Origin of the sequence: Streptomyces sp. G7(2002) (assembly GCF_028870195.1) — a bacterium.
Lineage (GTDB): Bacteria > Actinomycetota > Actinomycetes > Streptomycetales > Streptomycetaceae > Streptomyces > Streptomyces nigrescens.
In genome coordinates this window covers 1,091,062-1,103,899 of sequence record NZ_CP102609.1, presented here as the reverse complement: position 1 = coordinate 1,103,899, position 12,838 = coordinate 1,091,062, and the positions used below count along the sequence as shown (strand labels likewise).

Here is a 12,838-nt window from a genome sequence, read left to right as displayed (position 1 = left end):
TGTTCCGTGCCCTGCCGCGGCGCAAACGCCCGCCGCCGCCGCGGTGCGTCAGACCCGCCCGTGCGCCCGTTGAGCCCGCCGTGACAGCGAGTCGATGACCACGGCGATCAGCAGCACCCCGCCCGTGATCATGAACTGCACGGCCGTCTGGATGCCCATGAGGGCCACACCGGAGGCGATCGACTGGATCACCAGGACACCGAGCAGGGCCGACCAGGTCCGGCCCCGTCCGCCGAACAGACTGGTGCCGCCGATGACCGCCGCGGCGATGACGTCCATCAGCAGCAGGCCCGCTCCCGAGGTCTGACTGGCGGAGGTGACGCGCGAGGCCAGGAACAGACCGCCGATCGCCGCCATCGTTCCGGACATCATGAAGACCGAGATGCGGACCAGGTCCACATTGAGGCCGGTGCGGCGGGAGGCCTCGACGCTGCCGCCCAGCGCGAAGATCATGCGTCCGTAGCGCGTGCGGCGCAGTACGTAGTCGAGACCGACCAGCACGACGAGGAAGATCAACAGGGCCAGGGGGAGCCCCAGGAACTGGTTGAGGACGAACGCCGAGGCCATCGCGATCGCCGCCAGCACGCCCGTGCGCAGCAGGATCTCGCTCAGCGGCCGGGCGGGCACCCCGGCGGCCCGGCGCCGCCGCGCATCGTGGTACGAGGCGAGGAAGTACCCGGCGGTGCCCAGCGCGGCCAGACCGTACGCGGCGGCCACATTGTGGAAGTAGTAGCCGGTCAGCATCGCGAGCAGGCCCTTGTCGTCGATGTTGATCGTGCCGTTGGCGCCCAGGATGTAGAGCATCAGGCCGTTCCAGCCCAGCAGGCCCGCAAGGGTGACCACGAACGCCGGTACCCCGACCTTGGCGAGGAAGAAGCCCTGGAAGGCTCCGATCGCCGTGCCGCCGAGCACCGCGATCAGCAGCGCGAGCCCCTCCGGCACACCGTGGTTCACGTTCAGCACCGCGAACGCGGCCGCGGCCAGTCCGCTCACCGAGCCGACCGAGAGATCGATCTCGCCCAGCAGCAGCACGAAGACGATGCCCACCGAGATCATGCCGATGCCGACGATGTCCACGCTCAGGTTGGACAGATTGCGCGGCGAGAGGAAGTTCTCGTTGAGGCTCTCGAAGATGATCCACACCACGATCAGACCGAGGGCGACCGGGACCGAGCCGAGCTCACCGCTGTGGAACCTGCGCTTGAGCAGCTCCAGGGGGTTCTGTGTGCCGAACTCGGGCGCGAGCCGGCGCCGGTCGGCAGCGGGCACCGAGGCGCCGGCTGCCTTGTTCTTCCGGAGCGCCCAGGTCCGGCTCATGGCTCCACCTCCCACTCCGGCGTCTTGCGGCGGGTCACGGCGTTGTCCGTGGCTCCGGTGATCGAGGAGATGATCTGTTCGTGGGACGTGGTCGTCACATCGAAGAACCCGTTGTTGCGGCCGAGCCGCAGGACGGCTATCCAGTCCGCGACCGCCTTGATGTCCCCCATGTTGTGGCTGATCAGAAGCACCCCGTGACCGCGCTCCCGCAGCTGGTCGACGAGGTCGAGGACCTGGGCGGTCTGTTCGATGCCCAGGGACGCGGTGGGCTCGTCGAGGAGTACGAGCTGCGGTTCGCCGAGGAGCGAGCGGGAGATCGCGACGGTCTGGCGCTGGCCGCCGGAGAGCGAGGCGACCGGGAGGCGGACGTCGGGCATCCGGATGGCCAGCATGTCCAGCAGGTCGAGGGTGAGGCGTTCCATCTCCACCTCGTCGAGGACGCCGGCCCGGTGGATCTCGCGGCCGAGGAAGAGATTGCCGACCACGTCGAGGTTGTCGCACAGCGCGAGGTCCTGGTAGACGGTGGCGATTCCCAGGTCCTGGGCATCGTGTGGGCGGGTGATGTGGACGGGCCGGCCCTCCCACTCGATCACGCCCTCATCGGCGGGGTCGACCCCGGCGATCACCCTGATCAGCGTGGACTTGCCGGCGCCGTTGTCGCCCACGAGGGCGACGACCTGACCGGCGCGGATCTCCAGGTCGACATCGGCCAGGGCCTGGACGGCGCCGTACCGCTTGAAGATGCCGCGCAGCGCCAGCAGGGGCGGCGCCGGCCTCGGTCGCCGGAGAGGTGCGCCGGACTCCATGGATACCTGCCTTACCTGAGGAGCCCCGCCCTCTTGCAGGCGGACTCGAACTTGGGGGTGCAGATCTGATCGATCGTGTACATACCGTCCTTGACGACGGTGTTCTTGATGTTGTGCACGTTCACGGAGACCGGGGTGAGCAGCACGGCCGGGATGCCCCGGTTGGTGGGGCTGTTGACCGTGTGCGTCGTGATGTCTTTGAGCTTCTCGCCGCGTCCCAGCGCGACGGCCATGGCGGCGGCGGTGCCGGCCTCGGGCGCGAAGGGCTTGTAGACGGTCATGATCTGATCGCCCTTGACGAGGCGTTGAATGGCGGCGAGTTCGGCGTCCTGGCCGGTGATGGGCGGCAGCGGAGCGACCTTGGCGGCCTGGAGGGCGGCGATGATGCCGGCGGCGAGTCCGTCGTTGGCGGAGTAGACGCCGTCGATGTGGTCCGCGCCGAGGGCCGAGAGGGCGGCGGACATGTTGCGGTTCGCGTTCTCCGGCCGCCAGTCGCCGGTCTCGTAGGCCTTCGCGATCTTCACCTTGCCCTTGAGCGCGGCGAGCGCGCCCTGCTTGAACCAGGCGGAGTTGGGGTCCGTCGAAGCGCCGTTCATCATGACGATCTGGGCGTCGCGCGCCTTGGGGCCGAGCGCCTTGAGCAGCGCCTCGCCCTGCAGCCTGCCGACCGTCTCGCCGTTGAAGGAGACATAGGCGGAGACCGGCCCCTCGACGAGGCGGTCGTAGGCGACGACCGGGATCCCGGCCCGCCGCGCGCTCTCCACCGAGGAGCGGAGCGACTTGGAATCGACGGCATCCAGGATCAGCACCTGGACCTGCTTGGTGATCATCGCGTCCATCTGCTGCTGCTGGGTGGCCACATCGTGCTGGGCGCTGACGGTCTCCACCGTGCACTCGGGGCACAGATGATGGATCTTCTTCTCGATCAGGGGCTTGTCGAAGTGGTAGAGGCGCGAGGTGTTGTCCGGGAGCAGCACACCGATCTTCGGGGCGCCGCCGGAGGCGGACCCGTTCGACTCCCGTGCTCCGCCGGCCTCTCCGCAGGCGGCCGGGCCGGCCACCATGCACACCCCGGCCAGGAGGGCAGCGGCTCCCCGCAGGCGGGCATTCACCTCAGCGCACCTCCTCACCGTTCGGCCGGCCGTCCGCGGCGGCCGCCTCCGCGGCGCCGAGCCGCTCGCCCGGCTCCAGGGTGATCTCGCTCCACACCTGCTTGCCGCCGCTCAGCGGCACCGAGCCCCAGGACGCCGACATCGCTTCGACGAGCAGCAGCCCCCGGCCACCGGTCGACTCCCAGTCCACGCTCGTCGGCTTGACGGGGGCGCGGGGCGACGCATCGTTCACCGCGACCCGCAGCCGGTCCGCGGCCAGCGTCAGATCCAGCCGTACCTCCCCCTGGGTATGGGCGATGGCGTTGGTGACCAGCTCGGACACCACCAGCAGGGCCACGTCCAGCTCCTCGGTCACACCCCAGGAGCGCAGGGTGCGCCCGGTGAAGCGGCGGGCGTGCATGACGGCGTCCGGCAGCCGCCACACCGTCCAGCGCACCCGGGTCGGGCGGACCCGCATCCCGTCGTAGCGCAGCACCAGCAGGGCCACATCGTCGTCCCGCCGCTTCGCGCCCCCGAGGAGGTCATCGGCGAGCTGACCGGCATCGGCCGGATCGGCCGCGGCGAGCGCCGCACGCACCCGGCGGATGCCGTCCTCCAGGGGGAGGCTGGCCGACTCCGCCAGGCCGTCCGTGAGCAGGGCGAGCACGGTGCCGGGGGCCAGGCCCACCTCGGTCAGCGGGAACTCACCGTCCTCGGCCACCCCCAGCGGAGGCCCGCCCTCGACCGGCAGTTCCTCGGTGCTGCCGTCGGGGAGCCGCAGCAGCGGCGGCAGATGCCCGGCCCGGACGAACCAGGCGATGCCCTCCTCCATGTCCAGGTCCACATAGCAGCAGGTGGCGAAGAGATCGGTCTCCATGCCGAGGAGCAGCCGGTTGGCGTGGGCGATCACCACATCGGGCGGGTGGCCCTCCACCGCGTAGGCCCTGATGGCCGTGCGCATCTGCCCCATGATCGTGGCGGCGCCGGCGCTGTGGCCCTCCACATCGCCGATGACGAGCGCGACATGGCCGTCGGAGAGCGGAATGACGTCGTACCAGTCGCCGCCCACTTCGAGCCCCATCGTGGCGGGCAGATAGCGGGCGACGGCCACCCCACCGGGCAGCGACGGCAGCTTGCGGGGCAGCAGGCTGCGCTGGAGCATCGTGGCGAGCTCGTGCCCGGCGTCCAGCGCATGGGCGCGCACCAGGGCCTGCCCCACCAGGCCCGCGGTCGCGGTCAGCAAGGACCGCTCCTCCGGCCCGAAGTGGTGCTCCTCGTCCCATCCGATCAGGCACACCCCGACGATCCGGCCCTCGGCCGGCAGCGGCAGCACGGCGAGCCCGCCGGGCCCGATGCCCACAAGGTCGGGTTCGAGGGCCGCTCCCGGCGGCCACAGGGCGACATGCCCGGCGCGCAGCACGCTCTCCAGCGTGGGCATGGAGTGGCAGGCTGCATCAGGCCACTCGGACCGCCATTCGGACCGCCACGCATCGGGCCAGGCACCGGGCTCCGGGGGGTCGAGGACGGACACCACGAACCGGTCCGCCTCCAGCTCGGCCACCGCCACCCGGTCCGCCCCCAGCGGCGCCCGCAGCGCGGAGACCACCACCCGGCTGACGTCCCGGATCGTCGTGGCGCCGGCCAGCGCGGTCGACAGCCGCTGCACGATGGAGACCTCGTCGGCGGTGGGACGCAGATACGAGGCGTCGGCGACCACCCCCAGCATCCGCTCCGGGGCGCCGCCGGCGTCGACCAGCACCCGGCTGCGCAGGCTCAGCCAGCGCAGCTCGCCGTTGGGCCGGCGGATACGGATCGACATCTGCTGGCCGGCCGTGGGCAGCCCGCCCGGCTCCACGATCGACATCAGCGCGGGCACGTCGTCCGGTACGGTGCGCTCCAGCAGCGTCTCCACCCGCCGGTCGAACTCCTCAGGAGCGATGCCGAACAGCTCCAGCACCTGTGCGTCCGCGTCCATCCGTCCGGTGCGCAGCACCAGCGTGAAAGCGCCGCCCCGGAGGGTGTCCAGCCCCGGCCCCAGCAGCGAACGCCGCTCCGTCTGCGCCATGACCCGGGCCGCGACGGCATCCAGCCCCGCGGCCACCTGGTCGGCGTGCAGCTCCAGGAGGTGGCGGCGGTCCGCGTCGAAGGCGTCGGTGGCCTTGTCCATCACCACCAGGCACCCCAGGAGCCGCCCGCTCACGCCCAGCGGCAGCACGCCGAGGGAGACATCGGCCGGCGGCTTCCCGGCACCGTCCCAGGGGTCGGCGCCGGGGCTGTCAGGGGAACCGGTCAGGTCGTACTCCGCGAGCTCCGCCGGGCCCAGCCACAGAGGGGCGCCGCCACGGAAGGCCGCGGCGACCGGAGAGTTGCCGGACACCGGATAGCTCGTCGGCAATCCGTAGGGGACGCCGGAGCCTCCGACCATCTCGGCCAGCTGAAGAACGCTGTCCCCTTCGGCCGGCACGTAGACGGCGGTCAGCTCAGCCCCGGTAGACCCAAGGACTCGTGCGGTCACTGCCTGCACCGCCTCCGTACGCCGGAAGCCGTCGTCATAAGCCACGGTCGCCGTATCCGCCCTCGGGGGCCAGGGCGTCCACCCCGCCACCGCCTCAATCGGATATGTCGTGTTTTACCGTCTTCTCTCCATGGTGCGGCACACAGCGAGCCGGGAGCTAGTCGGCGCCGGGATCACGGTGTGTGACCGGGGAAGTCCTCCGCCAGCAGCGCGGCGAGGTCGAGGAACGCGTCCTGTGTACGGGACCGCAGCCGGGCGAGCTCGATGTCGCGCTGGCTGTCGAGGCGGTAGTCGAACGGGATGAAGACCACCCCGCCCGGATGGCCGCGGAAGTGCTCGACGACATCGTCCCGCCGCACCGGCCGGTCCGGCCCGGCAAGGCCGGTGACCGCGAGGACGGCGCGCTCCGCCAGCTCCGGGTGGCCACGGCGCGCGAGAAGGGACAGCAGTGTCTGTGTCTGCTCGATGCCGCGCTCGGTCATCGGGGCCACCACGACCAGACGGTGCGTCATCGACAGGGCGGTGTCGGTGACGCTCTCCGTCCGCAGATGGGCCCAGTCCGCGAGGACGACGGAGAAGTGCCGGCTCAGCAGCTCCATCAGCCGGCGGTACTCCTCCTCGTACACTGGAACCGGCGTGGTGCGGCCCAGGCCGTGCGTGAGCGCCCGCAGTCCTGACGGGCCGTCCAGGGTGTGGCGCAGTACCTCCTCGTAGCTGTCGGCCGCGGGCAGCGTACGGAGCAGATCGTGACGCAGCCCGGCCGAGCCGCCGAGGTTCAGCCGGCCGGCCAGCTCACCGACGGCGTGGCCGGCGTCGAGCGCGATCACCCGCCCACCGCGCGCGGCGGACAGCAGCGCCCCCAGCGCGATCGTGACGGTGCTCCGGCCGACATCGCCGTCCACGCCGACGACGGTCGCCCGGTAGCTGAACCGCAGGCGGGCACGGACCAGTTCCAGCTTCCGCTGCTGCTCCGGCCCCATCCGCCGCCGCCCCAGCCGGGGCACCGGACCGCCGCCCCGCAGCGGCCGGTCCGCCGCCTCGCCGAGCTCCGCGGAGTCGTGGTCGAGCGGGATCTGCGGGCCCGGACGGAACGAGAAGCGTGCGGCGCTCCCGGTGCCGGCCGCGCTCCCGGAATCGGCGCCGCCCGTCCGCAGTTCCGTCACCATCGGCACGTAACGGGCGAAGGTCTCGGCGACCTCACCGGCGGTCGGGCGGCGCCCCGGGTCCTCGGACAGGCACGCCGTGACGATCTCGCGCAACGGCCGCCAGGTGTCGCCCTGCCACAGCGCCATGTCCCCGCTCTCCGCGGACTGCGGGACGCGGTGCTTGTCCCCGAGCCGGCGCAGGATCTGGCCCAGCGACTCGATGTTGTCCGCCATCGTCGGGACGGCTTCCGCCCCGCGGGCCCGGAAGTTCCCGTCGATGCCGCACCGGCCCAGACCGGTCAGCATCAGGGAGCGCCCGACGACATGCACGCTCTGCGGGGTGAGTTCGGGGAGTACCAGCCCCTTGAGATGGCACAGGTTGACGGCGCTCGCCAGATGCCATCCGTAGGCGATGGACAGCAGGGTGTCGCGGCGCAGCTGGGAGCCGGTGGCCGCCCGCAGCAGGCTGCTGAGCTGCGGCGGCGGCCCGCCCTGGTCCTGCCCGGACGGGCGGTAGAGCTGCATGGCCAGCCACGGCGGATCATCGCGCGGGCCCGTCGCGAGCAGCACCGGCGCATACTGGCCGGCCATCCGCCCCAGCGCCTCCGCCTCGGTGGTGAGCATCGCCGCCGCCTCCTCCGGTGCGCCCGGCCGGATCACCCGGACCGCGGCCTCCTTGCCGGCACGGTCGCGGCCCAGGTACACGAGCGAACGTGCACCGGGCTGCCGGCCGTGCAGGGTGTACGGGCCCAGCCGTCGGGGATCCCGCGAGGTGAGGGGGCGCCAGCCGTCGGTGCCCGCCGGCTCCATGTCGTCGTCCGGCGGCGCCACCTGCACGGAGGCGCCGAGCCGGGCCATCAACCGCCGTTCCACGGAGGAGAAGGCGCGCGAGCCGGCCGGGAGGTGGTCCATCCCGTCCGGATGCGCGAGCCAGGCGGGGAAGTCGGGGGAGCGCCCGGCCAGTTGCTCCAGCCGGTGCCCGATGTGGCGGCCGGTGCGCAGGAGTTCGGGCGTGGACACCGCGTCCAGGAGCGCCGACTTGGCCGCCTCGGAGAAGTCGAAGATCCGGTGCTGGTCCCGCAGCGGACCGGCCACCGGCGCCTCGACGGGCTGCATCAGCCCGCCGAGGAACACCTCGGCCAGATGGGCGGTGTCGGCGGACCACGGCACCGCGGACTGCACCAGCCGCATCACCGGAACGGAAACGGGCGCGACCGCCGCGATGTGCGCGGCGAGCCGGTACGCCTCGGGCGAGGCCGCGTCGCGGAAGTGCCGGACGGTGTCCGTGCCGTCGCCGGACGGGACGACGGGGCGCCCGGCCGGTGCGTGCAGCAGCGGGAGCTGGACCGTGCCGCCGGTCGAGGCGAGCAGCCGGGACCAGGCCGAGACGGGGCCCGCCGAGGTCTCCAGCACCGGCACCGGCAGCCCGTGGAACGGCGCGAGGTCGGCGGGCAGGACCGGATCGCTGACGCTCCACGAGACCCCGGCGGCACCACGCCGGCGCGTCGTCACCCGCCAGCGGCCGGCCTGGATGCCGGAGCCGCCCCACAGTCGCGGCGGCAGCGCATGCAGCACCGCCACCGGCCCGTTCGCCGCCCAGCGCCCCAGCACCCGGTGCATCCGGCCATCCCGCCAGGCGGCACCCATACCGTCGCTCAGCAGCAGGATCAGGGTCTGGCCCGACGGGTCGGCCAGCACCGCCGGCGGCAGCGAGGTGGTGTCCGGGTCGAACGGGCGGCCGCGCAGCAACGGGGCATCGGGACCGCGGGTGTCCAGCCCGTGGACATGGACCATCCGGAACGCGCCGACCCGCTGCATCATCGTCCGCCACTCGACGGCGAGCCGCCGCCACAGCAGCATCGACATGCCGTCGTCCACCACGAGCGCAAGGTCGAGCCAGCGCTCGTGCCCGGGACGCAGCACGACGTCGGGCAGCCCGCTCTCGGCCAGCGCCGCGGCCGTCGCCGCCTCGTCGAACTCCTGGATGCGGGTGGTGGTCCGGCGCTGGCGCAGCGGGCGCAGGGCGCGGCCGATGCCCAGCTCGCCGAGGAGCGCCTTGTTCTCCGGAACCCGCAGCGGGATCGCCGCACTCGTCTTCGGCGGCAGAGGGAATTCCCGCCGGGGCGGCCGCGGCACCGTGCCGGTCTCCGGCGCGGCGTGCAGATCGCCGCCGAGGTCGTCCAGCGGCAGGACGTCAGGGGGCTCCGCCTCCGCCATGGCACCGTCGTCCGGCGCGGGCGGGGGCGGTGGCTCCGGGCACGCCTCGGCCCCGGACACCGACCGGTGCCCGGGTCCCAACGCCCGTGCGAGAGGCGCCGATTGCTCGCCGGTCGGCAGCCGTCCGGCCAGCCAGAGCGCATCGAGCAGGGAGTGCCGGTCCAGCTCGACACCGGCCCCCGCGAAGACCCCGAGCACCTCCCGGAGCTGGTCGGATCCCCCTGTCATCGCTCAGACGGTCCCGCCCAGTTGATGGAGCACGGCGTCCAGCAGCCCGTCGGCATCCAGATCGACGCCGCCGGCCCGCAGGAACACGGCGTTGAGCAGCTGGTCGGTGGCGAGTTCGCCCGGACCGCGGCGCTGCAGGAACGACCTGAGCAGGTCCTCGACGCCGACCAGCGCGCCGTCACCGAGGTGGGCCGCCACGATGGACCGCAGCCGCTCCTCGTCGGGAGTGGGCAGATCCAGCCGGATGCAGCGGCGCAGGAACGCCGGCGGGAAGTCCCGCTCCCCGTTGCTCGTGATCACCACGACCGGGAATTCCGTGCACAGCACCTTGCCCCGCTCCACCGTGACCGGGTCCTGGGAGTCGGCCGCCAGGACCTGGACCACCGACTGCGACTCGGGCAGCCGGGCCAGCTCCGGGATCTCGAAGACGCCCTCCTCGAACACGGTCAGCAGATCGTTGGGCAGATCGACGTCCCCCTTGTCGAGCTCATCGACGAGCAGCACCCGCGGCCGCGGGCCCGGCACCAGCGCCGTGCCCAGCGGGCCGAGGCGCACAAAGCTGCCGATGGAGGGCTCGGCCTCCCCGCGGTCACGGCTGAGGGTGGTCTCCCGCAGCCGCCCGATGGCGTCGTAGCGGTACAGCGCGTCCTGGACGTTGGCCCGGCTGTTCACCGGCCAGCGCAGCACCTCACCCAGGTCGAGTTCATGGGCGACCGCCCTGGCGAGCGAGGACTTGCCGGTGCCGGCCGGCCCGGTGACCAGCAGCGGCCGGCGCAGATGGAGCGCGGCGTTGACCACGTCGGCGTGCTCCGGAGCGATCAGATACGGCAGGGGCCCGGGGGCGCCGCGCCGGGAGCCGCCGAACCTGCGCCAGGGCGGGGCCTGCGGCAGGGTGACCCGGCGCTGGGTGCCGTCTCCCTGGAACAGCCGCCAGTCGGCGGCGGGTTCGGGGTTCATATGAGCTCCGTGGGTTCGGAAAGCTGGAGTTCGGGCAGCGCGCGGTCGGGGTCGGCCCAGGCGAGGACGGGCCTGCCCGGATGGTCGGCGGGACGGTGCAGGGTCTTGGCGCGGTAGGAACGGACCTGCTCGGGCAGCGCGCGGGCCGGAGACTCCGACACCTGCTGAACGGCATGCGACACCTCGTGTGCCGGACCGCGGTCCCACAGCACGACCGGAACGCCCATCGCCAGACACACCTGGATGATCTCCATCCGGGCCCGTGCGGACACCTCCACCGACACCCGGGCGGCATCGCGCCGGTCGAGCAACTTGCCGTACACCTCGCGCACTCCGGTGGACGGACCGGTGATGCGCAGGGGGCCGGAGGATTCCAGACGGTCCCAGCGGTGGCGCCAGTCGGTGAGAAAACGCTCGTTGCGGCGCAGGAGTTCCGGACAGTGCACCACCAGGGCGTACTCCGCGCCCAGCACCCCCGGGATCAGGCCGTCCGGATCGGCGAACTCCCACTCGTCCACGGGTAGTTCGAGACAGTCACGGTCGAGGAGGACCTCGACGACCGGCCGGACGCCCTCGGGAGCGGTCCGGCAGAGCCGTTCCAGGAGCTGCAGCACCGCCTCGGCGGTCTCCGCCGCGCTGTACCGGCGGCCGGTCTCGGTCGGCGCCCGGTGCGGGCCCATCCCGTCGTCGCTCCACAGACGCAGATGGAAGGCGTCCGCACCGGCCTTGACCAGGTGCACCAACAGCCGCGGCGGCCGGGTGCGCCGGTTCCGCCCGAGCGCCCATTCGTCCGCGTCGGCACGGCGCTCCCGCAGCGAGGACGGGGGGATACCGAGGCGGGCGGCGACGCCGTCGGCCCACAGCCGCAGCCGGGCCCGCTCCGGAGGGGGACACAGCACCGCCATGAATTCGACCGCCCGCAGCAGCCCGGGCACCCGCAGTTCGCCCGGTCCGGAACGGCTGTCACCGGAGAGCTGTTCCAGCCTGCCGAGCAGCTCGGGGAACCCGGCGTCGTAGGGGAGTTCCGCGACCAGCGGCAGCGCGGCCCGTACGGCCTCGGGCAGCAGATCCACGAGCTCGCCCGGCAGCCCCGTCAGCTGGGCCAGCAGCCGGTCGTGCTCCCGCGGCGACAGCAGCCGGGGCACCGCGGACAGCTTCCCCGCCGCGATCAGCGCGGAGACGGCGCCCGGGTCCCGGGAGCGCAGCGCTTCCGTCAGCGCCGCCAGCGCCCGCTCCTCGGTCACCAGAATCCGCGCGAACTCCTCGGGAGTCGGGGCGGAGCCGTCTGTGGGGTGCCCGAGGCCGCAGCGCTCGGCGACCGCCCTGGCGTAGTCGGCCCGGAACATCGGCGCGGGCAGCACATTCGCCAGCAGATCGGCCAGGACGGCCTGCGCGGGATCGTCGTCACGGACCGGCCGGTCGAGCAGTGCCCCGGCGCCGGCCGCCCGCAGCTCCGCCTCGATCCGCTGCCACGGGATGGCCCAACTGCGGCGGGTGACATGCCGGGAGTCGTAGACCTGGTCGACCGGCGGCAGCACACAGGCGGCCACGAGTCCCACGACCGCGCCCTCGGCATCCGACCACAGGGGGCCGCCGCTGTAGGCGGGCCCGATCGCCATGCCGGAGAGCGCGCCGTCCAGGTAGCCGACCCGGCTGTCACAGGTCTTCACCCGGACATCGGCGTACGAGCCGCTCAGCGCGCTGCCGTGCCAGGCGCGCACGGACTGGCCCACCCGCATCCGCCGGAACTCCGGCGGAGCCGGGCAGCATAACTCGGCGTTGACCCTGAGGACCGCCAGATCGCCCGCCCACTCCAGCTCGCCACGGCCCGGCGGACCGTCCGTTCCGTCGAGCCGGCGCGGCGGGAGCCAGTGGACGGGCTGCGCTTCGTGCAGCTGCGCACCGGACGGGCCGTGTGTCTGCACCCGCAGTGTGGCCCCCTCCGGCCGGCTGTCGTCGAAGAGGTCCTTCCCGAGCGCGTCATTGACGACATGGGCGCAAGTGAGCAGGTGATGGGGCGTCAGCACCACGGCCGCGCCCGCCGCTTTGCCGTCCCCGGCATCCAGCACCGACGCCACCCGGAAGCGGGGATCCGCCGCATCGTCGGTGCCCGATACGGCGCGGAACCAGCCCATTACTCCGCCCGCTGCGGCTGCCAGGTCGCCGTGATCGTCAGACTCGCATGGCCGTTGGCCCCGACGATCCCGAGCTTGAGGTCCTGGCCGACCTGCACCCCGAACTGCACCGACATCTCGTGCGGCGGTCGTTCGGACGCGGTGACCGCATCATGGATCTCCTGGAGCAGCGGCCCGAGCGGACGCAGCGTCGTCCGCATCGCCGCGACGGCACCGGCTCCGGCCGCGGCGCCGCCCCGGGCCACCGGCACGGTCGGGCCCATACCGTCCGGCAGGTCGGCCTCTTGGGACTGCGCCGGGGGTGACGCCGCGGTCGCCGGGGCCAGCTCCAGGCGGATCGACGTCCCGTCGGCAAGGCTGAGTTCTGAGAGATGTGGCACACCTCCATTGTGCCGATCAGCGGTGCTCACGGCAGCGGAACGGACGG

At 72.8% G+C, this 12,838-nt stretch carries 8 protein-coding genes; all 8 read right to left on the bottom strand.

The window, feature by feature from the left end; translation table 11 throughout:
• Nucleotides 1-48: 48 nt before the first annotated feature.
• Complete coding sequence (locus tag NUT86_RS04195) at nucleotides 49-1,317, bottom strand: sugar ABC transporter permease (protein WP_159491172.1); 1,269 nt, start codon at nucleotides 1,315-1,317, stop codon at nucleotides 49-51.
• Complete coding sequence (locus NUT86_RS04190) at nucleotides 1,314-2,123, bottom strand: ATP-binding cassette domain-containing protein (RefSeq protein ID WP_093638200.1); 810 nt, start codon at nucleotides 2,121-2,123, stop codon at nucleotides 1,314-1,316. Before NUT86_RS04190 ends, NUT86_RS04195 begins: the two co-directional genes overlap by 4 nt.
• Nucleotides 2,124-2,134: 11 nt before the next feature.
• A complete protein-coding gene (locus NUT86_RS04185; RefSeq protein ID WP_229838377.1) occupies nucleotides 2,135-3,235 on the bottom strand; it encodes a sugar ABC transporter substrate-binding protein in 1,101 nt (366 codons plus the stop codon).
• A gap of 1 nt (nucleotide 3,236) precedes the next feature.
• Entirely contained in the window at nucleotides 3,237-5,774 is a 2,538-nt protein-coding gene (locus tag NUT86_RS04180) for a SpoIIE family protein phosphatase (protein WP_381680877.1), read from the bottom strand.
• A 128-nt stretch (nucleotides 5,775-5,902) separates the two neighbouring features.
• Nucleotides 5,903-9,319: an SAV_2336 N-terminal domain-related protein gene (locus NUT86_RS04175; protein ID WP_274733489.1), complete on the bottom strand. Its 3,417-nt coding sequence runs from the start codon at nucleotides 9,317-9,319 to the stop codon at nucleotides 5,903-5,905.
• Between the two features lie 3 nt (nucleotides 9,320-9,322).
• Nucleotides 9,323-10,276 carry an AAA family ATPase gene (locus NUT86_RS04170; RefSeq protein ID WP_148588951.1) on the bottom strand — a complete coding sequence of 318 codons (954 nt, stop codon included), beginning with the start codon at nucleotides 10,274-10,276 and terminating at the stop codon, nucleotides 9,323-9,325.
• Nucleotides 10,273-12,411, bottom strand: coding sequence for a VMAP-C domain-containing protein (locus tag NUT86_RS04165; RefSeq protein WP_274733486.1), 2,139 nt, complete (start codon nucleotides 12,409-12,411; stop codon nucleotides 10,273-10,275). Before NUT86_RS04165 ends, NUT86_RS04170 begins: the two co-directional genes overlap by 4 nt.
• Nucleotides 12,411-12,791: a CU044_2847 family protein gene (locus NUT86_RS04160; RefSeq protein WP_093638186.1), complete on the bottom strand. Its 381-nt coding sequence runs from the start codon at nucleotides 12,789-12,791 to the stop codon at nucleotides 12,411-12,413. Before NUT86_RS04160 ends, NUT86_RS04165 begins: the two co-directional genes overlap by 1 nt.
• Between the last annotated feature and the right edge of the window lie 47 nt (nucleotides 12,792-12,838).

Coding starts and splice junctions, on each gene's coding strand:
- NUT86_RS04170 (WP_148588951.1), bottom strand. CDS start 10,276: ATGAACCCCGAACCCGCCGCCGACTGGCGGCTGTTCCAGGGAGACGGC.
- NUT86_RS04190 (WP_093638200.1), bottom strand. CDS start 2,123: ATGGAGTCCGGCGCACCTCTCCGGCGACCGAGGCCGGCGCCGCCCCTG.
- NUT86_RS04195 (WP_159491172.1), bottom strand. CDS start 1,317: ATGAGCCGGACCTGGGCGCTCCGGAAGAACAAGGCAGCCGGCGCCTCG.
- NUT86_RS04175 (WP_274733489.1), bottom strand. CDS start 9,319: ATGACAGGGGGATCCGACCAGCTCCGGGAGGTGCTCGGGGTCTTCGCG.
- NUT86_RS04165 (WP_274733486.1), bottom strand. CDS start 12,411: ATGGGCTGGTTCCGCGCCGTATCGGGCACCGACGATGCGGCGGATCCC.